Source organism: Legionella feeleii (assembly GCF_001467625.1).
GTDB classification, from domain to species: Bacteria; Pseudomonadota; Gammaproteobacteria; order Legionellales; family Legionellaceae; genus Tatlockia; species Tatlockia feeleii.
The window spans coordinates 404,615-427,821 of sequence record NZ_LNYB01000080.1; the positions used below are offsets into that span (position 1 = coordinate 404,615).

Consider the following 23,207-nt stretch of genomic DNA (forward strand, 5'->3'; position numbering starts at 1 on the left):
ACAACAGCGAGCATGCGAGTACATGAGGATTCGAGCAACGTATCGACGAAGCAATGCTCCAATGAAGTAGAGTTTCGAAAGAAGTCTAATGAGCGTGGTCTCATTATTAACACATTAAAGGTTAGAAAGAATGTCTGAGAATTCAGCTAAATTACTTCGTCAATTTGTTTCATCCACGGGTATGGATGAAATTGACCATTGGATCGCCAAGTATCCAGCAGATCAAAGACAATCTGCTGTGATGCGTGCATTGATGATTGTCCAAGAAGAGCAAGGGTCGTTGACTCCTGAGCTCATGGATGCGGTAGCAGATTATTTGGAAATGCCGGCTATTGCAGTTTACGAAGTAGCAAGTTTTTACACGATGTATGAACTCAAACCCACGGGACGGCATTTGGTAAATGTCTGCACCAATATTTCGTGCAAACTGTGTGGTTCATCAAAGATTGTGGAGCATTTGCAGAAAAAACTAGGGATTAACTTGGGTGAAACTACTGCTGATGGTCGATACACGTTAAGGTCAGTTGAATGCCTTGGTGCTTGTGTAAATGCGCCAATGATGCAGGTAGATAAAGATTATCACGAGAATCTGACCACTGATAAGATTGATAAAGTCTTGGAACAATACCAATGAATGATAGAGGTGGTTGTCATGGTTGAACAAAATCAAGTCTGTTACCGTACGTTCCATTTGCAAGAACCATGGACTTTGGCTGCCTATCAAAGTATCGGCGGTTATAGTGCATGGCGGCGTATTCTGAAAGAACAGACACCTCCGCAACAGATCATCGATGAATTAAAAACGTCTGCTTTACGTGGTCGTGGTGGTGCAGGATTTCCCACTGGCCTGAAGTGGAGTTTTATGAATCGTAATGCGCAGATCCAAAAATACGTGGTATGTAATTCTGATGAAGGAGAGCCGGGTACGTGTAAGGATCGAGAGATTTTAAGCCGTAACCCGCATCAATTAATCGAAGGAATGGCTATTGCGGGCTATGTGATGGGCGCAACCGTAGGCTACAACTACATTCGCGGCGAGTTCTGGGAGCCTTTCCTAAGAACTGAATCCGCGCTGAAAGAGGCTTATGCAGCAGGATTGTTAGGCAAGAATATTTTAGGTTCTGGCGTTGATTTTGATCTTTATAATCATCTGGGCGCTGGTGCTTATATTTGCGGTGAAGAAACAGCCTTATTGAATTCCCTGGAAGGCAAAAAGGGACAGCCGCGATTTAAACCGCCTTTCCCAGCCAACTATGGCCTTTATGGTAAACCCACAACGATTAATAATACGGAAACATTCGCTTCTGTTCCGGTCATTATGGAGAAAGGGGGCGAGTGGTTTCTCCAGTTAGGTAAACCGAATAACGGCGGCGCAAAGTGTTTCAGTGTCAGCGGCCATGTTAACAAGCCAGCAAACTTTGAGATACCTTTAGGGACTCCATTTAAAACCTTATTGGAATTGGCAGGCGGCGTCCGTGAAGGGAGAAAAATCAAAGCAGTCATTCCTGGTGGGACATCGATGCCAGTATTACCAGGTGATATTATGATGAACTTGGATATGGATTATGACAGTATCCAAAAAGCGGGTTCAGGTTTGGGTTCCGGTGCAGTCATTGTAATGGATGAGACCACCTGTATGGTCGATGCTCTTTATCGTATTTCCGAATTCTATATGGACGAATCCTGTGGACAATGTACACCCTGCCGTGAAGGTACAGGTTGGCTGGTTCGCTTAATCCACCGAATCAAAGAAGGACACGGTGAACCAGGTGATATCGAAAAGCTGGTAAACGTTGCCGATAAAATTGAAGGTCGTACTATCTGTGCACTTGGTGAAGCGGCAGCGTGGCCGGTACAAAGTTTCGTAAAGCATTTTTATCATGAATTTGATTATTTCATTAAGCATAAACGCTCGGTCGTCGCAGCATAATTGAAGAAGGTTTAAACAATGGCCACCATTGAAATTGACGGTAAAACATTTGAAGTCGAAAACGGCAAAATGATCATCGAGGTTGCTGATGAGGCGGGAATCTATATTCCCCGTTTCTGCTATCACAAGAAATTATCAGTAGCAGCTAACTGCCGTATGTGTTTAGTCCAAGTCGAAAACGGACGTAAACCAGTCCCTGCTTGTGCGACGCCGATTACTAACGGCATGAAAGTGTTTACAAAATCAGAAGAGGCTATCCGTTCGCAAGAAGCAGTGATGGAGTTTTTGTTGATCAACCATCCCCTGGATTGTCCTATCTGCGATCAGGGTGGCGAGTGCGAATTGCAAGATATCTCCATGGGGTTTGGTTATGATGCTTCCGAGTATGAAGAAACCAAGCGTTCTGTCGTCGACGATGATTTGGGTTCATTGATAGCTACCGAAATGACTCGCTGTATCCATTGTACTCGCTGTGTACGCTTTGGGGATGAAGTTGCTGGGGTCCCTGAGTTGGGTGCGACAGGGCGCGGTGAAAAAATGCAGATTGGCACGTACATTCAGCACAGCCTGGTTTCAGAGGTATCAGGCAATGTTATCGATCTTTGCCCAGTGGGCGCACTGACTTCCAAACCCTATCGCTATACTGCCAGAGCCTGGGAAATGACTCAGCACGATAGCTTGGCTCCTCACGATTGTTTGGGCTCAAATGTTTATTTGCATATCCGTCGTGAAGAGTTAATGCGTGCGGTGCCTAAAGAAAACGAAGCGATTAACGAAACCTGGATATCTGATAGAGACCGATTTAGCTACTTAGGGCTGAACAGCGAAGCACGTGCAAGCCAGCCGATGATTAAAAGAAACGGTCAATGGGAAACGGTAGATTGGCAAACTGCGCTTAAATTTACTGCTGAAGGAATAAGTCGCATTATTAAACAGCATGGTCCAGAGCAGTTTGCTGCCTTTGCGTCGCCTTCCTCCACCTTGGAAGAGCTTTATCTGTTGCAAAAATTCATGCGGGAATTAGGGGTTAACAATTTAGATCATCGTCTACAACAAACCGATTTCCGTGATCAAAACAATCAAGGAACGATGCCTACCAGCTCTCTGAAATATGCTGAGTTGGAAAATCAGCAGGCGATTTTGTTGCTGGGTTGTAACATTCACCGGGAAGTACCACTTGCTGGTATTCGGGCACGTAAGGCTTTCAGAAATGGAGCTAAATTGTTTGCCATCAATCCAGTGGATTATGATTACCATTTTGATCTCGCCGGTAAAGCGGTTGTTTCTCCACAGGAAATGCCTATGCAACTTGCCAAATTAGTATTGGCAATGACTGAAGACGTCAAAAAATTACCGGAAGAAGTACAGAAACTCCTGCTTGGCTTAGAAATTGATGAGACAACCAAGGCAATGGCTAACGCACTGAGCCAACCCAATGCTGCCATAATTACTGGCGCGTTATGTGAAAACCATCCTGATGCCTCTTTGCTGCGCACTTTGGTTTATTTACTTGAAGAAAAGGCTGGTGTCCGCGTTTTAAGGCTTACCCAGGGCGCAAATAGCGCAGGTGCATGTCTTGCAGGCATGTTACCGCACCGTACTGTTGCAGGAAAAGCTGTAGAGACTAGTGGCATGGATGTGCAAGCTGCACTGGATGCCAAATTAAAAGGATATTTTTTACTTGCAGTCGAGCCCGGATTTGATTTTGCTAATCCTTATCGTGCCAGGCAGTCTATGCTTGGTGCTGAATTTGTAGTGATGCTTTCGGCATTCCAAAATGAGTCCATGCAAGATTACGCAGATGTCATTTTGCCAATGGCACCTTATGCTGAAACGTCTGGTACTTATATTAATATTGATAAATTATGGCAAACCGTGAAGGGTGCAAAGTTGCCACATGGCGAAGCCCGACCAGCCTGGAAAATTTTGCGTGTACTTGCAAATTTATTGCAATGCAAAGATTTCCAGCAGGTTTCCTCTGAAGAAGTATTGGCAGAAATAAAATCATTGGCAGGAATGGTTGCGGAAAGTAAATATCAACCGTACTATCCGGAATCGTTGCCTGTGATCAATAAGCAGTTGGTGCGTGTGGGTGAATGGCCTTTATACCGCTGTGACAGCATCGTGCGTCATGCACAGGCACTGCAGTTATGTGCAGCATCTGAATCGGCCTGCATAAGAATTCATCCAACGACTGCTAACAGATTGAAATTAGATGAGGTTGCCACTGTATCTCAAGGTGATATTGAGATAACATTGCCGCTTAAACGTGACGAGCGCATGGCACCCGATGTTGTATGGGTAGCAAACGCAATGCCGGAAACAGCAGATTTAGGGCACTCTTTTGCTGCAATAACTATCAAGCGCTAAACAGGTAAAAATATGCTACAAGATATCAGCATTTTGCTCTGGATCATTATCAAGATCCTGGTTATAGTGATTCCACTCCTTATTGGAGTTGCTTATCTAACCTATGCTGAACGCAAGGTAATCGGTTATATTCAAGTCCGTATAGGACCCAACCGTGTTGGTATATTGGGGTTACTGCAGCCTTTTGCCGATCTATTCAAGCTAATCACTAAGGAAATTATTGTTCCTAGCAGATCAAATAAATACCTGTTTGTTATAGCACCCCTCTTTGCACTTGCTCCTGCCTTGGCAGGCTGGGCTGTTATACCTTTTTCGCAGGGAATCGTTTTAGCTGATATTAATGCTGGTGTTTTATATCTCTTTGCACTAAGTTCCCTTGGTGTTTACGGAGTATTGATAGCCGGCTGGGCTTCAAACTCAAAGTATGCCATGTTTGGTTCGCTGCGTAGCGCGGCGCAAACTGTATCTTATGAGATTGCCATGGGGTTCGCTTTTGTTGGCGTTTTACTGGCAGCTGGCAGCATGAATCTAAGTGAGATAGTTCTATCACAACGTGGCGGCATTTGGCATTGGTGGTTTCTACCTTTACTGCCCCTGTTTATTGTTTTTTGGATTGCGGGGATCGCTGAAACAAACAGAGCACCTTTTGATTTGGCAGAAGGAGAATCAGAAATCGTTGCTGGGTTCCATGTGGAATACTCAGGAATTGGTTTTGCCTTATTCTTCCTTTCCGAATATGCCAGCATGATTTTACTTTCCACGGTCATGGCTATTTTATTTTTGGGTGGCTGGTTATCACCTTTTGAGGGAATGCCGGTACTTGGTGACATTTTCTTTTTTGTCCCCGGGTTTGTTTGGTTACTCGCAAAAATTTCATTCTTTCTTTTTGTTTATTTATGGGTCCGCGCCACTTTCCCACGTTATCGCTATGATCAACTCATGCGTTTAGGATGGAAAGTTTTGATCCCGGTGACCATTGTATGGGTTATTGTTACAGCCCTAATGGTTGTAGCTGAACTTAAACCTTGGTTTTAACCAGTCAACTGAGCAAACGAATGAAACAAGTATATCGATATATCAGACATTATATTCGTAGCTTCCTGCTTCTGGAATTACTATCCGGTTTGAAGCTAACAGGGAAATATTTTTTTAAAAAGAAAGTGACAGTGCAATTCCCTGAGGAACAGACACCGCTATCTCCTCGTTTTCGCGGCTTGTTGGCATTAAGGCGGTATCCCAATGGCGAAGAAAGGTGTATAGCCTGCAAATTATGTGAAGCAGTTTGTCCTGCACTTGCTATTACCATTGAATCAGAGCCACGAGAGGATGGTTCGCGTCGGACTACCCGCTACGATATTGATATGTTTAAATGTATTAATTGCGGTTTGTGCGAGGAGTCCTGTCCTGTCGATTCAATCGTGGTAACACCGATCCACCATTATCATATTAGTGAGCGTGGTCAGAATATTATGACGAAAGAGAAACTGCTTGCAGTGGGTAGCCTAATGGAAAAGAGATTGGCCGCAGACAGAGACGCTGATAAAGAATGGCGCTAATGGGGTAAGAAATGCATCAATTATTTTTAGACATAGTTTTCTACGTATTTGCAGGGTTGTCGATACTATCTGCCCTGATGGTTATTACACAAAATAATCCAGTACGCTGCGTCTTGTTTTTGGTCTTGACCTTTTTTGCAAGCTCTGTGCTTTGGATACTCGTTGAAGCTGAGTTTTTGGCACTGATACTTGTCTTGGTTTATGTTGGTGCTGTGATGACCCTGTTTTTATTCGTGGTCATGATGCTTAATATCGATACAGAGTCGATGAAAGCACATTTTGTTCGCTATCTGCCATTTGGTTTGATTTTGGTTGCATTGCTGACAGGGTTGCTCTTGATTGCCGTCCCTGAAGACACTTTTAAAACTGACATTGAACAACCTGCACTGAGTGCACAAACAAGCCCAAACACAACAATAGACGAGAGTAATGTAGTTGAGCCAGTGAAAGCATTATCCAATACTGAAAAAATAGGAATGGTCCTTTATACAGATTATGTTTTTGCGTTTGAACTTGCCGCAGTCCTGCTTTTAGTGGCAATTATTTCTGCAATTACTTTGGCGCATCGGGGAGCGATTCGTTCTAAACGACAGAATATTGTTGGGCAGATTATGACTCGTCGCGAGGATAGGGTCAAACTTGTCAAAATGAAGCCCGAGAAATAAACACTAGGAACATAGATGATACCAGTAAACAATTATTTGATATTGGCTGCGATTTTGTTTGGTTTGAGCCTCGTAGGCATCATGCTTAATCGCAAAAATATAATACTGCTGTTGGTTTGTATTGAACTGATGCTGCTGGCAGTCAACACCAATTTTGTCGCCTTTTCCCATTTCTATGGTGGGGTTGCTGGTGAAGTATTTGTATTCTTTATCCTAACGGTTGCCGCTGCTGAAGCAGCGATAGGTTTGGCTATAGTGATGTTGCTCTACCGTAACAGGGGCAATATCGATGTCGATAAGATGAATCATTTAAAAGGTTAACAACGTGAGCATTCAACAACTATGTCTTATAATTGTTCTTGCACCGCTGCTCGGTTCAATCATTGCGGGGTTTTTCCGCAACCAGATTGGTCGTTCGGGTGCACATTCCGTAACCATTGCTGGTGTTGGTTTATCTTTTCTATTATCGCTTTATGTTGCTGTACTCATATTAACTGGTTCGGCTGATTCGGTTAATAGTAATGTTTATACATGGGCTAGCGGCGGAGATTTGTTCCCATATGCGTTCCATATTGGGTTTTTAATTGATCCCCTGACTGTAGTAATGCTGGTTGTGGTAAATTTTGTATCTCTGCTAGTTCATATCTACAGTATTGGTTATATGGCCGATGATGATGGTTACCAGCGATTTTTTAGTTATATTTCCCTTTTTACCTTTATGATGTTGATGCTGGTTACCGCCAATAATTTTTTGCAGCTGTTTTTCGGTTGGGAAGGCGTAGGTCTGGTTTCCTATTTACTTATCAGCTTTTGGTACGACAAAGAGTCAGCTATTGAAGGCGGTTTGAAAGCCTTTATAGTCAACCGGGTAGGGGATTTTGGTTTTGTGCTGGGGATAGCCATGGTCTTGGCTTATACCGGTAGTTTGGATTACGACACGGTTTTCCAAAGTGCAAATCATCTGTCTGGCACTACTGTGGAGCTATTTTCCGGCCATCCGTGGTCATTGCTTACGGTGATTTGTTTGCTGCTTTATGTAGGGGCTATGGGTAAATCAGCTCAAGTTCCCCTGCACGTATGGTTGCCAGAGTCAATGGAAGGTCCTACTCCCATTTCCGCATTGATCCATGCGGCAACAATGGTTACCGCCGGGGTTTTCATGATTGCCCGTATTTCCCCCTTGGTCGAATTGTCAACTACCGCACTGAGCACCATTCTGATTATCGGTGCTACAGGGGCTCTGTTTACTGGAATTTTGGCTTTGGTGATGAATGACATCAAGCGAGTTGTTGCCTATTCTACCTTATCACAATTAGGTTACATGATGGTTGCGATGGGCGCTTCTGCTTATAGTGCTGGAATGTTCCACTTATTGACGCATGCTTGCTTTAAAGCCCTGTTATTTTTAGGCGCAGGCTCGGTCATTATTGGTATGCACCACGAGCAGGATATGCGCAAAATGGGCGGTCTATGGTGTAAAATGCCAATTACCTATGCCACTTTTGTCATTGGCAGTCTAGCGCTTTGTGCTATCCCTCCTTTTGCAGGCTTCTACTCTAAAGATACGATTATAGAAGCAGCAAAACTCTCAGAAATTCCTGGCAGTGGTTATGCCTATTTTTGTGTGGCTTTAGGTGCCATGGTTACCGCGCTATATACTTTCCGTGCTTTATTCATGACTTTTCATGGAAAGTCTCGCGCGGATGAGCATACGCTTTCTCACTTGCATGAGTCGCCTTCGGTGGTATGGTTCCCATTAGTGATGTTGGCAATTCCTTCAGTCATTATCGGATATATCCTTTATATGCCAATGCTTTATGATACACCGACGCTCCTTGGAAAATCCTTGTTTGTTTTACCTGAGCATAATGTGCTTGCTGAATTAGCAAAGGAAGTCTCTTCCCCTTGGCAAGCAGCCTTGCATTCAGTCGGTTCACTAACGTTCTGGTTAGCTATTGCCGGTATTGTGATTGCCTGGGTTTGCTATATTGCCTTGCCTTCAATCCCTGGCGTTTTGGCCAGGACCTTAGCTTGGCCATACCGTATTCTGATGAACAAGTATGGTTTTGATGCATTCAATGATCTCGTCATTGTGCGTGGTTCCAAAGCTATGGGGCAATTCTTTTATCAAACAGGTGATCAACGGCTTATTGACGGCATGCTCGTAAATGGTGCAGGTCGTACGATTAGGTGGTTCGCACAAAAAGGTCGCGCTATCCAAAGTGGCTATTTGTACCATTATGCAACAGTGATGGTACTTGGTCTTTTTGTTTTCCTATGCTGGTTATTGCTAGGCTGATTATAAGGTGAAGGTATGTATCATTTGCTCAATTTATTGATTTGGTTACCCATTATCGGAGGGGTTTTTGTATTCCTCACTGGCGATGATAATAACCCGAATGTATCACGTTATTTATCTTTATTTACGGTTATACTCACGTTACTAATCTGTATACCATTGGTAACCGGATTTGACGTCAATACCCCGGGTATGCAACATCTCGATGAAATAACCTGGATGCCAGCTTTAGGAATTAACTATAGCTTGGGAATTGATGGTATGTCACTGCTATTAATTATCCTGAGCATCTTTACCAATCTTATTGTGATCCTCGCAACCTGGGACAGTATCCATCAGCGTGTTGGCCAATATATGGCTGCATTCTTAATTATGCAGGGTTTGTTAGTAGGTGTCTTTTCAGCACTTGATGCAATTGTTTTTTATATATTCTGGGAAGCAACGCTTATCCCTATGTATTTGATTATCGGTATTTGGGGTTCAGATAATCGCGTCTATGCAGCAATAAAATTTTTCCTATACACCTTCTTGGGTTCTGTGCTTATGCTGGCCTCGTTCCTTTATATAGGCTATCAGGCAGGGTCATTTAAAATTGAAGCTTTTTATGCCGTAAAATTAGGGATGACTGCCCAAACGCTCATCTTTATTGCTTTTTTCCTTGGTTTTGCAATCAAGATTCCAATGTTCCCCGTGCATACCTGGTTACCAGATGCCCATACCGAAGCGCCTGCCGGTGGTTCAGTTGTTCTGGCGGCAATATTGTTGAAGCTGGGTGCTTATGGATTTATTCGTTTTTCCTTGCCGATAGTACCTGATGCCTGTAGTAAATACGCGATGGTTATGATTGCCCTCTCATTAATAGCGGTAGTCTATGTGGGCTTGGTCGCTATTATCCAAAAGGATATGAAGAGACTTATTGCCTACTCATCAATATCCCATATGGGTTTTGTAACCCTTGGTTGTTTTGCTGTATTTGCTATAGCGAAACAGTCAGGACTGAGTAATGCGGGTTTGGTTCTTGAAGGAGCCATTATTGTGATGATTTCCCATGCTTTTGTCTCCAGTGCCATGTTTGCCGGCGTAGGTTATATTTATGACAGAATGCATACTCGTCAAGTTAAAGATTTTGGTGGGTTAGTCCATTCCATGCCAATATTCGCTTCCTTTTTCATGCTTTTTGCTATGGCAAACGCAGGATTGCCCGGAACTTCAGGTTTTGTTGGTGAATTTATGGTGATTTTAGGAAGCATTAAAGCAGGCTTCTGGATCGCATTTTGGGCTGCTACAACATTGATTATTGGTGCCGCATATACTTTGTGGATGTACAAACGCGTCATTTTTGGTCCGATAACTAATCAAAAGGTTGCATCCTTACGTGATATATCCGGCTTCGAAATCAGTGCTTATGCACTCCTTGCTTTTATGGTGGTAGCAATGGGTGTATATCCAAAGCCCGTACTTAATTATATTCATCAAACAGTCAGCTACACCTTGGCTCAGGCTGATAAATCAAAATTATAACTAGCAAGGTTAAATAAACATGACAGTATCATTACTTGAGAATCTACACATCGCATTACCTGAGATGATTGTGTTAGTCACCGCCTGTATAGCCTTGTTGGGTGATCTTTTTTTCCGACATCGCTACGCTTCGATTGCATTTGCCTGCGCAATTGCAGGGCTGGCTTTAGCTGCTGGTGTAAGCTTTATGCTACTTGGTAGTTTCAAGACAGTAATCCTTGGCGGTCTTTATGTTAGTGACGATATTGCACAGCTGATGAAATTATTTATTTATCTTAGCGTTTTTCTCTGTTTTTTCTATTCGCAGCGTTATATCGATGAGCGTCAGATGCCTGCAGGCGACTACTATGTCCTTGGCCTGTTTTCCATGTTAGGAATGATGGTACTTGTTTCAGCTCATTCATTACTGACCATTTATCTAGGTCTGGAGTTACTTTCCTTACCTTTATATGCGATGACTGCAATCCGTCGCACTAACAGCGACGCATCAGAGGCAGCCATGAAGTATTTTGTGATGGGTGCGATTGCCTCTGGCATGCTCTTGTATGGTTTATCCTTGTTGTATGGTGCTACAGGGAAACTCGATTTGCTTGATATTGCTAATGCTGTTGCTGCCAATTGGCAGCAGGACAGTACTTTATTGTCGTTTGCTTTAGTATTTATTATGGTGGGTGTAGGGTTCAAATTAGCTGCAATGCCGTTTCACATGTGGGCACCGGATGTCTATCAAGGTGCGCCAAGTGCAGTCACCCTTTTTATTAGTGCTGCGCCTAAGATAGCCGCGCTTGGCATGGCATTGCGCTTGTTAACGCTAGGTTTGGCGGGTATTTCACCGCAATGGCAACAGTTACTGCTGATAATGGCTTTGCTATCAACCGGACTAGGTAATTTGTTGGCAATTACTCAAGTTAACATTAAGCGGCTTTTGGCTTATTCTGCTATTTCCCATATTGGCTACTCGCTTTTTGGTCTCTTGGCAGCGAGTGATGCTGGTTATGCTGCAGCGCTTTATTATGTACTGGTCTATTCGTTAATGACGGTTGCTGCCTTTGGATTGATTGTGATTTTATCAAATAAGGGTGTCGAAATAGATCAGGTCGATGATTTGAAAGGCTTAAATAAGAGAAATCCCTGGATTGCCTTTATGCTCTTGATAGTCATGTTTTCAATGGCAGGAGTTCCACCTACCGTGGGCTTTTTTACCAAATTACTGGTTTTGAAGGCGTTGGTTGATGTTAACATGACTTGGGTTGCAGTACTTGGCCTTTTCTTCGCTGTCATTGGTGCTTATTATTATCTGCGTATTGTTAAAGTGATGTACTTTGATGAGGCTAGTGATAGCACCCCAGTGCGATTTTCTATGCCAACCCAAATTATATTTTCCTTGAATTGCCTGTCTCTTCTGTTCCTGGGTATATTCCCTTCAGCGCTAATAACCGCTTGTATTAACGCGTTTGCTGGTTAGAGGCTGTTGAGATTTCTACCTTGTCAGGTATGGCTTGATTTTCTGCACTTCGCTGCGAAGCTCTAATATCAAGCCATAAGCTGTGCAGGTTGGAGGATTCGCGCAATGGTCCATGGGAGCATGTCGGTCAAGGGGATACGGCTGAGGTGCCCCAATATCAGGCTATAAGCACTCAGGCTAGCGAAATCGCAACAAGCCAAATACTGAAGGAATAATTAATTTCTTAATATCCTCCAACTGATAAAAAAAGCTTGATAAATAAAGGGAGGGTGAGTATACTTGCCCTCAGTTGATGCGGGGTGGAGCAGCCTGGTAGCTCGTCGGGCTCATAACCCGAAGGTCGTAGGTTCAAATCCTGCCCCCGCTACCACTATTAAAAACCCCATCATTGGGGTTTTTTATTATGCTCAAACAGGTAATGAGCAATATAAAGCTATCAGTCAGGCGATGGTGAATTACTCAAGCTCTGTTTTAAGATTATATTTGGGGCCGTGGGCAATGATGTTCATAGAGTAGTTCCCAAAATAGTCATTTCGAAAAATATGCCTGAATCAATGTCAATCCAGGAAAAGTAGGTGGTCGGGTAGCATATGATACAGAGCGAAATTGAACAAATATTAAAGCCGGTGATTGAGGATTTGGGTTACGAGCTTTGGGGATGTGAGTACTTATCACAGGGGAAACATTCGCTGCTGCGTATATATATAGATAAAGTCGATGGCATTGGTATCGAGGATTGTGAGCGAGTTAGTAAACAGGTTAGTGCGCTCCTCGATGTGGAAGATCCCATCTCGGGAAATTATAGTTTAGAGATATCTTCTCCAGGAATACCTCGCCCGCTGTTTAATAAAGAGCAGTATAAGCGTTATCTGGGGTGCGATATCCAGGTAAAATTGTTTAAACCCGTAGCAGGTAGACGCAAACTGTCTGGTACTCTTATGACTGTTAGTGATGATCAGTTGATATTAAAAGTGGGTGATGAGCAACTGGAAGTACTATTTTCACAAATAGTAAAAGCAAATTTGACAGGCGAGTGAGGCGAACAATGAGCAAAGAATTGTTATTAGTTGCTGAGGCATTATCTAACGAGAAGGGTGTGAGCAAAGAAGTTGTATTGCAAGCAATCCAAGCAGCGCTTGAATCTGCCACTCGTAAACTCACTGATAAAGATATTGGGGTGAGAGTAAAGCTTGATCCTCGTTCTGGCGAATATGAAACTTTCCGTTATTGGGATGTTGTTGCTGATGAAGAGATGGAGTTCCCTGAGCGGCAATTAACGCTTGCTCAAGCCAAGGAGCGCCAGCCAAAAATTGAGATCGGTGGACGTATTGAAGAGCCGATGCCTTCAGTTGAATTTGGTCGCATCGCCGCGCAAACCGCACGTCAAGTTATTATGCAAAAAGTACGTGAGGCAGAAAGGCAACAAGTGGTTGATCAATTCAGGAATAAACTGGGTCAACTTGTTTATGGTACAGTCAAAAAAGTCACACGAGATAACATCATTATTGATTTGGGCGGTAAAGCAGAAGCCTTTATGCCGCGTAACGAAATGCTACCTAATGAAATGTTTAGACCGAATGACAGAGTACGTGCCTATTTATATGAGATAACACCTCAGGCACGTGGGCCGCAATTGTATGTTAGCCGTACTCGCAATGAAATGTTGGTAGAGCTGTTTCGTATCGAAGTACCTGAAATTGGTGAGAATGTTATTGAGGTTAAAGCTGCTGCCCGAGAGCCAGGCAATCGCGCTAAAATTGCTGTTAAGACCAATGATGGTCGTATTGATCCAGTAGGTGCTTGTGTAGGAATGCGTGGCGCTCGCGTTCAGGCTGTTTCTGGTGAATTGGGTGGTGAGCGTGTGGATATCATTTTATGGGACGACAATCCAGCACAATTAGTCATTAATGCGATGGCACCTGCAGATATCACCTCGATTGTTGTTGATGAAGATAGCCATACAATGGATCTGGCAGTACAGAAAGATCAGTTATCACAGGCAATTGGCCGAAGCGGGCAAAATGTAAGGTTGGCCAGTCAACTGACAGGCTGGACTTTGAACGTAATGACGGTTGAGGAGTTTAATAACAAGAGCCAGGAAGAGTCGAGCAAAATTGTTAATCTCTTTACCACAACGTTGGAAATTGATGAAGAAATTGCCAATCTTTTGGTGACACATGGATTTTCTTCTCTGGAAGAGATTGCGTACGTTCCCAAAGAAGAATTACTTGCTATTGAAGAATTTGACGAAGAAATTGTTGATGAACTAAGAAACAGGGCAAATGATACGCTATTGACCCAGGCGTTAACTTCTGGGCAAGGCCTGTCAGGCACTCCCACCGAGTCACTTTTGGAAATGGATGGGATGACGGAGGCTTTAGCTATTAGCTTAGCAGCTAAAGGGATTACAACAATGGATGAGCTTGCCGAACAATCGGTTGATGAGTTGCTTGATATTCATGGTATGACAGAAGAGCAAGCTGCCAAACTGATTATGACAGCACGAGAGCCGTGGTTTCGATAAGAATTAATTAGATTGTTCGGGGTTGGAAAATTTCAACTTCATGCATTACCAGATTATCAAGGCGTTTGCTTATAATGCGTTGATTATACAGTGAATTTTGAGCTCATAGTATTTAGAATTAGAGCAGTTTCTATGTGGGATTGCTGAAAGGGGATTAAATTATGGCGGATGTGACGGTTAAACAATTGGCTCAAGTCGTTGGTATCCCTGTTGAACGCCTATTGAACCAGTTACAGGAAGCAGGGTTATCTTTTAGTGATGAACAACAGACAGTCAACGAAGAGCAGAAACGTATTCTGTTAACTCATCTTAAAGGTAGCTCTAACCGAGAAACACGCACAACTCCGGAGCGAATTACTCTTCGCCGTAAGAGCCTTTCTCAAGTGACTGTTGGCCATGACGTACACAGTGGCAAAACAGTAAATATCGAAGTCCGTAAAAAGCGAACTTACGTCAAACGAAGTAGCTTGCTTGATCAGCAAAGTGAAACTGAGCATGAAGAGGATATTGCTGCACCAGTTGAAGATCTTGTAACGAAAGACGTTGCACAAATCTCCGAAGCTGAAGCGATTGCTGAGTCTGGCGCTGAAATTGAAGTTTTACCTGAAGAGCAAAATGGGCAAGTAGAGCTGGCTGCTGAAGAGCCGGAATTAGTTGCTGAAGCAGAAGAAGCGATTATCCCAGAAATTCTCCCCATAGCCGATCAAATTCTGCCGGAACCTGTTGCTGAAGAAAAGGTTGAGAAGGCTTCTAAAAAGAAGCACGGTGATAAAAGCGAGAAGACTGATTCTGAGGTTGAGTCAGATTTCAAGAAAGGGCGTGCTGGCAAGAGAGGTAAATATCAGGCTCCTGAGCGTGAGGATGATGAAGGCTCTGTAATGCGTCATAAGCGTAATAAAGTTAAAAGGCGCAAGGGTAGTGAAAAATCAGAGAAATATCGTGAGGCCGAAGAGGCATTGACCCATGGTTTTGCTATGCCGACTGCACCTATGGTACATGAAGTATTAATACCAGAAACAATTACTGTAGCTGAATTGGCTAAACGCATGTCGGTAAAAGCTGCTGAAGTGATTAAAGTGATGATGGGCCTTGGTGCTATGGCTACTATCAACCAGGTTATCGATCAAGATACGGCTGCCATTGTTGTTGAAGAAATGGGTCATAAGTCAAAAATAGTAAAAGAAAATGCTATAGAAGATACACTTGGCGATGTCTTGAATAAAGGAAGTAAAACAGAAGCTCGTGCTCCCGTTGTAACCATTATGGGTCATGTGGATCACGGTAAAACTTCTTTGCTTGACTATATCAGACGTACCAAGGTTGCTGCCGGCGAAGCGGGTGGAATAACCCAGCATATTGGTGCTTACCATGTGAGCACACCTAAAGGTGAAATTACTTTTCTTGATACCCCCGGCCATGCTGCCTTTACCGCAATGCGTGCTCGTGGAGCGCAGGCTACTGATATCGTCATTCTGATTGTAGCGGCAGATGATGGTGTTAAGCCACAAACTGTTGAAGCAGTACAACATGCCAAAGCGGCTAATGTGCCAATTATTGTCGCAGTTAATAAAATGGATAAACCTGATGCTGATCCTGATCGGGTTATGAACGAACTATCAGCCTATGATGTAATTCCTGAGTCGTGGGGCGGAGACACAATGTTCGTAAAAATTTCGGCTAAATCCGGATTAGGTATCGACGAATTACTGGATGCTGTTTTGTTGCAATCGGAAGTGTTGGAATTAACAGCAAATACTGATGGTGCAGCAAAAGGGGTAGTTATTGAGTCACGACTCGATAAGGGACGTGGTCCTGTGGCTACTGTGCTTGTACAAAATGGAACTTTGCATAAAGGGGATATCATCCTTGCTGGTTTGCAGTATGGTCGTGTTCGCGCCTTGGTCAGCGATAATGGCAGCCTGGTGGACAGTGCTGGTCCCTCCATTCCTGTTGAGGTACTTGGGTTATCGGCTATTCCACACGCTGGAGATGAAGCAGTTGTTGTCCCTGATGAGAAACGAGCCCGAGAAGTGGCTTTATTCCGTCAAGGAAAATTCCGTGATGTTAAGTTGGCTAGACGACAAAAATCTTCTCTGGATGGTTTCTTTGAAACCATGACGACTGCAGAAGCAAAAGTGTTGAATGTGGTCTTGAAGGCTGATGTACAGGGCTCAGTTGAAGCAATTGCTGATGCGTTGGTTAAATTATCAACTGACGAAGTGAAAGTTGAAATTATTGCAAGTGGTGTTGGTGGTATTACGGAATCTGATGTCCATTTAGCTATCGCTTCCAATGCAATTTTAATTGGGTTCAATGTCCGGGCTGACAGCGGTGCTAAGAAATTGGCTGAACAGGAAGCTGTTTCCTTGCACTACTATAGCGTCATTTATGACATCGTTGATCAAGTCAAAGGTGCGCTATCGGGTATGCTGGCGCCCCAATTTAAAGAAGAGATTATCGGTATTGCAGAAGTACGCGACGTATTCCGCTCACCCAAGCTGGGAGCTATCGCTGGTTGTATGGTTGTTGAGGGTATGATCAAGCGTAATAATCCAATTCGTGTACTCAGAAATAACGTCGTTATTTATGAGGGTACGCTGGAATCATTAAGACGATTTAAAGATGATGTTGTTGAAGTTCGCCAAGGATTTGAGTGCGGTATCGGGGTGAAGAATTACAATGATGTTAAGGCCGGCGATTTGATTGAAGTATTTGAGACAATTGAAATAAAGCGTGATTTATGAGTAAGGATTTTAAGCGAACCGACCGCGTTGCAGAGATGATGCAGAGGAAGCTTTCGCAAATTATTCAGCAGGAAATCAAAGATCCGCGATTGCCTGCTTTTATTACTATCTCAGCTGTAAAGGTTTCTGCGGATTTGGGACACGCAAAGGTCTATTTTACCGTGTTCAACGATGACGTGAAGGAAACTGCAGCAATTCTAAATGCGGCTGCAAGCTATTTGCGTTCTGCCTTGGCAAGATCAGTGAAATTGCGTACGGTTCCTCAGCTTCATTTTGTATATGATGAGTCAATAGAATATGGCAGGCGGTTAAGTCGATTGATTGATGAAGCTAATCCCTCAGACGCTGATGATGAACAAGATTGAGAATAAGCAGTCTGTAAACGGTATTTTGCTGCTTAATAAACCACAAGGATTGTCGTCTAATGCTGTGTTACAGCAGGTTAAAAGATTATTTCAAGCAAAAAAAGCGGGGCACACAGGTAGTTTGGATCCATTGGCTACCGGTATGTTGCCGATCTGTTTTGGTGAGGCGACCAAATTCTGCCAATATCTTCTCAATGCTGACAAATGCTATGAAGCGAGCGGCTTATTGGGTATCAAAACGAATACTGCCGATGCTTGTGGTGAGATCACCCAGGAAATCTCTAATTTTACAGTGACAGACGCTCAACTATTGACTGTCCTTGAGCAATTCAAAGGCAAGATTCAACAGGTCCCTTCCATGTTTTCGGCTTTGAAACATAATGGTACTCCCCTCTATAAATATGCACGTGAAGGTGTGGATGTTGCGCGTGCTGCACGAGAGATTATTATTCATCAATTGGATTTAACCGGATTTAACAATAAGGAATTTGATATTAAAGTATCGTGCAGCAAAGGAACATATATCCGTAATCTGATTGAAGACATTGGTGATAGACTGGGGGTTGGAGCGCATGTGACCAGGCTTCATCGTGTGCATACAGCAGGGTTTGCTGATGAGCCAATGTACGATATAGATGATTTACAGAATAAAACAGCTGAACAACGATTAGCTTGCCTTTTGCCCATGGAACGAGCGGTATCCTATTTACCTGTTTTAGTTTTAAATAGAGAAGAAGTCGTTGCTCTAAGGCAGGGAAAAGTGCTTGTTGATAAGAAGGTTTCCAATTTGAATAGCAGCTGTATTCGCCTTCACGATGATGAGGACCGGTTTGTGGGATTGGGAGAAATTCAGGCGACAGGTATTTTAACAGTAAAACGTTTATTGACTAGCGAGACTGTTGCAGGACTTGAGTAATATTCTGCCAGCAAGCTTTGAAAGAAGCCCAATGTTGCCAACAACGAGAATCGGTTGTGTCATGGCTTTATAGATTTTTTATGCAGGGAAAGGTCAATAAATATTGCACAAATTCTCTGCTAATACTTGTGTCAAAGGGCTGGCCTTGATAGAATGCTCCCCTTTGAATGAACACTTAGCTTATCCTCAGGAGTGAATAATGTCGCTAACTAGCGCGCAAAAAGCAGAAATTGTTAACGAATATAAGCGAGCTGATAAAGATACTGGTTCGCCTGAAGTTCAAGTTTCTCTAATGAGTAGTCGGATTAAATACTTAACCGATCATTTTAAAGTCAATAAAAAAGATTTCCACTCACGACGTGGTTTGCAAGAATTAGTAAACAAGCGCCGTAAGTTGCTGAAGTATCTGAAGAGAAAAGATCAGGCTCGTTATCAAACATTGATTCAAAATCTGGGCTTACGGGATTCCTATTGAGCGTTTGGAACAATGCTAATGGGACTAGTCTGCTCGATTCTCAGGTCAAATGAAAGGCGCAGTTTTCTGCGCCTTTTTTTTCATTATAACAATTCAAAGAGGTGAGTTACGTGGCTAAAATCACTAAAGAAATACGATTCGGTGAACACACGCTAGTACTTGAAACTGGTGAAATAGCTAGACAAGCGGATGGCGCTGTTTTTGCAAGTATGGGCGGAACGCAGGTTCTCGTTACTGTAGTTGCCAAGAAAGATGGGGCTGAAGGGAATGATTTTTTCCCTATGACTGTTAATTATCAGGAAAAATCTTATGCAGCAGGAAAGATTCCTGGTGGATTTAATAAACGTGAAGGACGTCCCAGCGAAAGTGAAACCTTGACTTCCCGCTTGATGGATAGACCTCTTCGTCCCCTATTTCCGGAGAGTTTCCACAATGAAGTGCAGATTATTGCAACGGTCATGTCGTTGAATCCTGAAGTACCAGCTGACATCGTTTCAATGATTGCTGCTTCCGCAGCCCTCGCGATTTCAGGTGTCCCTTTCCAAGGGCCTATTGGTGCCGCACGTGTGGGTTATAAAGATGGTGTCTATCTGTTAAATCCGGGGTATAAAGCAATTGCACAATCTGAGCTTGATTTGGTTGTTGCAGGTACACATGATGCTATTTTGATGGTTGAATCAGAAGCACGAGAGCTAAGCGAAGAAGTGATGCTTGGCGCGGTATTATTTGGCCATGAAATGATGAAGTCTGTTATCAGGACAATTGTGGAATTCGCCAAAGAAGTTGGTAAACCTGCTTGGGATTGGGTTGCGCCTCCGACAGATACAGCCTTGCAATCGAAAGTTGCCGAATTGGCTACTTCCGCAGTTACCCAGGCTTATTTGTTGAAGGATAAGCAACAACGTTATCAGCGTCTTGCTGAAATAAGACAAGAAATCGTTGAAAAAATCAGCAGCGAACAAGAGGAAGTTAATAAAGACGCTGTGGTCGATATACTATGGAATTTGGAAAAAGCGATTGTACGTAACCGTATTCTGGATGGAGAGCCACGTATTGATGGGCGCGATCAGAAAACTGTACGTCCCATTGCGATTCGCACAAAATGCCTGGAGAGAGCACACGGGTCAGCGTTGTTTACTCGTGGAGAAACGCAGGCGATCGTTGCGGCAACGTTGGGCAATGAGCGTGATGCCCAAATTTTGGATAGCTTGAGTGGTGAATCCAAAGACAGATTCATGCTGCATTACAATTTCCCTCCCTATTCAGTTGGTGAGACAGGAATGGTTGGTAGTCCCAAGCGACGAGAAATTGGTCATGGCCGTTTAGCTAAACGCAGCCTGATAGCGGTGCTCCCAACTGCGACTGAGTTTCCCTATGTGTTGCGTGTTGTTTCTGAAATTACCGAGTCCAATGGCTCAAGTTCGATGGCAACAGTGTGTGGTACCAGCTTGGCTTTAATGGATGCTGGTGTACCTCTGAAAGCACCTGTTGCTGGTGTTGCCATGGGGTTGATTAAAGAAGGTGATCGTTTTGCAGTTTTAACTGATATTCTGGGTGATGAAGATCATTTAGGTGATATGGACTTTAAAGTTGCAGGTACCGAAAAAGGTATTACTGCGCTGCAAATGGATATAAAAATTACCGGGATTACCAAAGAGATTATGGAGCAGGCTCTGGATCAAGCTTTAGCTGGACGGATTCATATTCTTGGTGTAATGAACAATTCCTTGTCTGAGCACCGTGAAGAATTGTCCCAGCATGCGCCTAGAATTGCCACTATGAAAGTTGCTGAAGATAAAATTCGCACTATTATCGGGAAAGGTGGTGCTACAATTAAAGGCTTGATTGAAAGTACTGGTGTAGCTATTGATATTGATGATAGTGGTACTGTTCAACTATTTTCTCCTGACGCTGAAGCCTTGGAAGAAGCACAACGCCAAATCAAGGCGCTGATTGCTGAAGTAGAGGTAGGGCAAACGTATAAAGGTAAAGTCAGCAAGATTGTCGATTTTGGTGCCTTTATCAATTTATTGCCTGGTAAAGATGGTCTCTTACATATTTCTCAGATTTGTTCCGATCGCTCTCAGAAGGTTGAATCTGTATTAGGTGAGGGCCAGGAAATAGAAGTCTTTGTGGCAGGTGTTGATAAGCAAGGACGAGTCAAGCTGGAGTGGAAAGACAAACCGCAAGCAGCTGCGGCTGGTAATGAAAAATCAGTACCAGTGGAAGCAGTGGACGACGAATCTTTAGATAGCGAAGTTCAGCCTTCCTCAACAGAAGAAGAGTAAATCGTACAGCAGCGTGTTTATTGAAGCGCGCTGCTATTTTTATATTTTTTAAATTTATTCAGTGTAAACGAGGGCTTAGTATAAACTGCTGGCTCGGCTAATAAGACGCAAAAATTCACTTCGGCTGGCGGGATTATCACGCATTTCACCAAGCATAACTGAAGTTGTCATAATTGAGTTTTGCTTCTCTACACCTCGCATCATCATGCATAAATGTTTTGCTTCCATCACTACTGCTACACCACGCGCACCTGTTATTGATTCAATGCAATAAGCAATTTCACTAGTCAGGCGTTCTTGAATTTGTAAACGGCGAGCAAAATAATCAACGATACGTGCGATTTTAGATAAACCCAAAACCTTACCATTAGGCAAATAGCCTACATGACATTTTCCTAAAAAGGGCAATAAGTGATGTTCACACATGGAATACATTTCAATTTCTTTTACAATGACCATCTCGCTCATATCGGATTCAAACAAGGCATTATTGATAATGTCCTCAAGATTTTCATTGTACCCTTTAGTAAGGTAGCGTATGGCATTTGCAGCACGCTCAGGGGTGTCGCGCAGGCCTTCGCGGTTCACGTCCTCACCCAGTCTTTTAATAATTTCTTTATATAATTCCTGCATTGTAATGAGTCCTAGCCCGGGGGCCACGTCATCTGACGACCGCCCAGTAGATGTAAATGAATGTGGTAAACTTCCTGCCCGCCACCGGAATTAACATTGAAAACTAATCGATATCCATCGTCACTTAGTTTTTCAGTTTTAGCCATTTTCTTTCCAGTAAGTATCATGCGGCCTAATAATTGCTCATCCTTACTATCGGCTTCATTAATTGTTGCAATGTGTTGCTTGGGAATTATCAGCATATGTGTTGGCGCTTGTGGCCTAATATCATGAATGACGATAACTTCCGGATCTTCAAATACCATCTTCGATGGAATTTCTCCATTTACAATTTTGCAAAATAAACAGCTCATGATCATCCTGATGGTAACGGCTTAACCGAGGATTATACTCTGAGTTAGGCTAGATAAAAAAGTATTCCTCTGTTTATCCGGAGAATTCTATTGGTTGTGGCGAGAAAATAGTTGCAGCGCGTATTTTATGGTTAGAAAAGATTAAAATCCATGCAAAATATCCATAAATAGGCAGAAATCTGCCTTTTCCTTGGGAGGATAAATACAAACATTGGGTAACAGTATGAGCGATGGTTAAAATTTGATTTTCTATTTTAAACTTCGTAGATTGTATCTTTTGACTAGATTACTAACCATGGAAAAAACAGCTTTAGTCACAGGTGCTACTCATGGAATCGGACTGGCGCTTAGTAAGAATTTATTAAGCAATGGCTGGCTTGTTTTTGGGACAGGGCGTGATCTTGCGAGTTTGGAAACTACACAGGCTCTTTTTCCCGATTTCATTCCTATTCAGGCCGATTTTACCCAGAATGATGATATAGAGAATGTAGCAACAACAATTAAGAAGACTGGTTTGCCCCTGCATCTTTCTGTGCAAAATGCGGGAATGAAAAGCCCGCCACGACCTTTGGAGCAATATACTTGCGGGAGTATTGATGAAGTGCTCATGGTTAATTTGCTGGCGCCAATGAAATTAACTGCGCTGCTTACTAGCCAAATGCCGTCAGAATCCCGCATCTTGTACCTTACATCAAGGGCTGCCACGTTGAAGCTTAAAGATGGCTCCACTTATTGTGCAAGCAAAGCGGGTTTGGATGAAGTAGCTGCAATCGTGAGACAAGAGTTAGAGGAAAGAAATATCGGGGTTTCTTCGGTGATTCCGGGAGAGGTTGATACCCATATTCAAAAAATCTTAAGAGAAACAACCTCTTTTCATTTGCATCAAAAATTTGAAGAAATTTATCAAAAAGGCCAACTCATTAGTCCAGCGGTTTGTGCTGCTTTCCTGAAATGGCTTTTATGTGATCTGCCTTTTGCTGAGTTTAAACAAAGTAAAATGCCGGTCTCAATCTATGACAAGTGGCATCATCAATTTTGGTTGACAGATGCTAATCAATTACCCGCATGCCCATTTTAAATGAGGTGCTATTGTACGAAATGAA

19 protein-coding genes, 1 tRNA gene and 1 pseudogene are annotated in these 23,207 nt (G+C 43.1%); 19 read left to right on the forward strand and 2 right to left on the reverse strand.

Features of this window, described 5'->3' with window-relative positions:
* Nucleotides 1-130 precede the first annotated feature (130 nt).
* The 18 genes and pseudogenes from nuoE to pnp form a co-directional block, all read left to right on the forward strand.
* Nucleotides 131-634, forward strand: coding sequence for an NADH-quinone oxidoreductase subunit NuoE (nuoE, locus tag Lfee_RS09505; protein ID WP_058446146.1), 504 nt, complete (start codon nucleotides 131-133; stop codon nucleotides 632-634).
* 18 nt (nucleotides 635-652) lie between these two features.
* Nucleotides 653-1,930 carry an NADH-quinone oxidoreductase subunit NuoF gene (nuoF, locus tag Lfee_RS09510; RefSeq protein ID WP_058446325.1) on the forward strand — a complete coding sequence of 426 codons (1,278 nt, stop codon included), beginning with the start codon at nucleotides 653-655 and terminating at the stop codon, nucleotides 1,928-1,930.
* A gap of 18 nt (nucleotides 1,931-1,948) precedes the next feature.
* A complete protein-coding gene (nuoG, locus tag Lfee_RS09515) occupies nucleotides 1,949-4,300 on the forward strand; it encodes an NADH-quinone oxidoreductase subunit NuoG (protein WP_058446148.1) in 2,352 nt (783 codons plus the stop codon).
* A gap of 12 nt (nucleotides 4,301-4,312) precedes the next feature.
* A complete protein-coding gene (gene nuoH, locus Lfee_RS09520; RefSeq protein WP_058446150.1) occupies nucleotides 4,313-5,335 on the forward strand; it encodes an NADH-quinone oxidoreductase subunit NuoH in 1,023 nt (340 codons plus the stop codon).
* A 20-nt stretch (nucleotides 5,336-5,355) separates the two neighbouring features.
* Nucleotides 5,356-5,856: an NADH-quinone oxidoreductase subunit NuoI gene (gene nuoI / locus Lfee_RS09525; protein ID WP_058446152.1), complete on the forward strand. Its 501-nt coding sequence runs from the start codon at nucleotides 5,356-5,358 to the stop codon at nucleotides 5,854-5,856.
* An 11-nt stretch (nucleotides 5,857-5,867) separates the two neighbouring features.
* Nucleotides 5,868-6,521: an NADH-quinone oxidoreductase subunit J gene (locus tag Lfee_RS09530; protein WP_058446154.1), complete on the forward strand. Its 654-nt coding sequence runs from the start codon at nucleotides 5,868-5,870 to the stop codon at nucleotides 6,519-6,521.
* A gap of 15 nt (nucleotides 6,522-6,536) precedes the next feature.
* On the forward strand, nucleotides 6,537-6,842 hold the full coding sequence (gene nuoK / locus Lfee_RS09535; RefSeq protein ID WP_058446156.1) for an NADH-quinone oxidoreductase subunit NuoK: 306 nt from the start codon (nucleotides 6,537-6,539) through the stop codon (nucleotides 6,840-6,842).
* A 4-nt stretch (nucleotides 6,843-6,846) separates the two neighbouring features.
* The gene (gene nuoL, locus Lfee_RS09540; protein WP_058446158.1) at nucleotides 6,847-8,820 is read left to right on the forward strand and encodes an NADH-quinone oxidoreductase subunit L; all 1,974 of its coding nucleotides are present in this window, start codon (nucleotides 6,847-6,849) and stop codon (nucleotides 8,818-8,820) included.
* 15 nt (nucleotides 8,821-8,835) lie between these two features.
* Nucleotides 8,836-10,341 carry a complex I subunit 4 family protein gene (locus Lfee_RS09545; protein WP_058446160.1) on the forward strand — a complete coding sequence of 502 codons (1,506 nt, stop codon included), beginning with the start codon at nucleotides 8,836-8,838 and terminating at the stop codon, nucleotides 10,339-10,341.
* Nucleotides 10,342-10,360: 19 nt separating this feature from the next.
* The gene (gene nuoN, locus Lfee_RS09550; RefSeq protein WP_058446161.1) at nucleotides 10,361-11,806 is read left to right on the forward strand and encodes an NADH-quinone oxidoreductase subunit NuoN; all 1,446 of its coding nucleotides are present in this window, start codon (nucleotides 10,361-10,363) and stop codon (nucleotides 11,804-11,806) included.
* A 293-nt stretch (nucleotides 11,807-12,099) separates the two neighbouring features.
* A tRNA-Met gene (locus Lfee_RS09555) sits at nucleotides 12,100-12,176 on the forward strand.
* A gap of 220 nt (nucleotides 12,177-12,396) precedes the next feature.
* A complete protein-coding gene (rimP, locus tag Lfee_RS09560; RefSeq protein WP_058446162.1) occupies nucleotides 12,397-12,843 on the forward strand; it encodes a ribosome maturation factor RimP in 447 nt (148 codons plus the stop codon).
* Nucleotides 12,844-12,851: 8 nt separating this feature from the next.
* Nucleotides 12,852-14,330: a transcription termination factor NusA gene (gene nusA, locus Lfee_RS09565; protein WP_058446163.1), complete on the forward strand. Its 1,479-nt coding sequence runs from the start codon at nucleotides 12,852-12,854 to the stop codon at nucleotides 14,328-14,330.
* A gap of 161 nt (nucleotides 14,331-14,491) precedes the next feature.
* Nucleotides 14,492-17,074 (forward strand): translation initiation factor IF-2, encoded by a 2,583-nt coding sequence (gene infB, locus Lfee_RS09570; RefSeq protein ID WP_058446164.1) that lies wholly within the window; start codon nucleotides 14,492-14,494, stop codon nucleotides 17,072-17,074.
* On the forward strand, nucleotides 17,071-17,439 hold the full coding sequence (rbfA, locus tag Lfee_RS09575) for a 30S ribosome-binding factor RbfA (RefSeq protein ID WP_058446165.1): 369 nt from the start codon (nucleotides 17,071-17,073) through the stop codon (nucleotides 17,437-17,439). The genes infB and rbfA overlap by 4 nt, the downstream gene beginning before the upstream one ends.
* Nucleotides 17,426-18,355 carry a tRNA pseudouridine(55) synthase TruB gene (gene truB / locus Lfee_RS09580; protein WP_058446167.1) on the forward strand — a complete coding sequence of 310 codons (930 nt, stop codon included), beginning with the start codon at nucleotides 17,426-17,428 and terminating at the stop codon, nucleotides 18,353-18,355. The genes rbfA and truB overlap by 14 nt, the downstream gene beginning before the upstream one ends.
* 199 nt (nucleotides 18,356-18,554) lie before the next feature.
* Nucleotides 18,555-18,830, forward strand: coding sequence for a 30S ribosomal protein S15 (rpsO, locus tag Lfee_RS09585; RefSeq protein WP_058446169.1), 276 nt, complete (start codon nucleotides 18,555-18,557; stop codon nucleotides 18,828-18,830).
* A 110-nt stretch (nucleotides 18,831-18,940) separates the two neighbouring features.
* Nucleotides 18,941-21,019, forward strand: a pseudogene (pnp, locus tag Lfee_RS09590) (polyribonucleotide nucleotidyltransferase); the annotation flags it as partial.
* Between the two features lie 174 nt (nucleotides 21,020-21,193).
* Here the strand turns inward: pnp and folE are convergent.
* Nucleotides 21,194-21,751, reverse strand: coding sequence for a GTP cyclohydrolase I FolE (gene folE, locus Lfee_RS09595; protein ID WP_058446173.1), 558 nt, complete (start codon nucleotides 21,749-21,751; stop codon nucleotides 21,194-21,196).
* A gap of 11 nt (nucleotides 21,752-21,762) precedes the next feature.
* Nucleotides 21,763-22,104, reverse strand: a complete 342-nt coding sequence (locus Lfee_RS09600; protein ID WP_058446175.1) for a histidine triad nucleotide-binding protein — start codon at nucleotides 22,102-22,104, stop codon at nucleotides 21,763-21,765.
* Nucleotides 22,105-22,399: 295 nt separating this feature from the next.
* On the opposite strand from Lfee_RS09600, the gene Lfee_RS09605 reads away from it, so the two are divergent.
* Nucleotides 22,400-23,182, forward strand: coding sequence for an SDR family oxidoreductase (locus Lfee_RS09605; protein WP_082646614.1), 783 nt, complete (start codon nucleotides 22,400-22,402; stop codon nucleotides 23,180-23,182).
* Nucleotides 23,183-23,207: the final 25 nt, after the last annotated feature.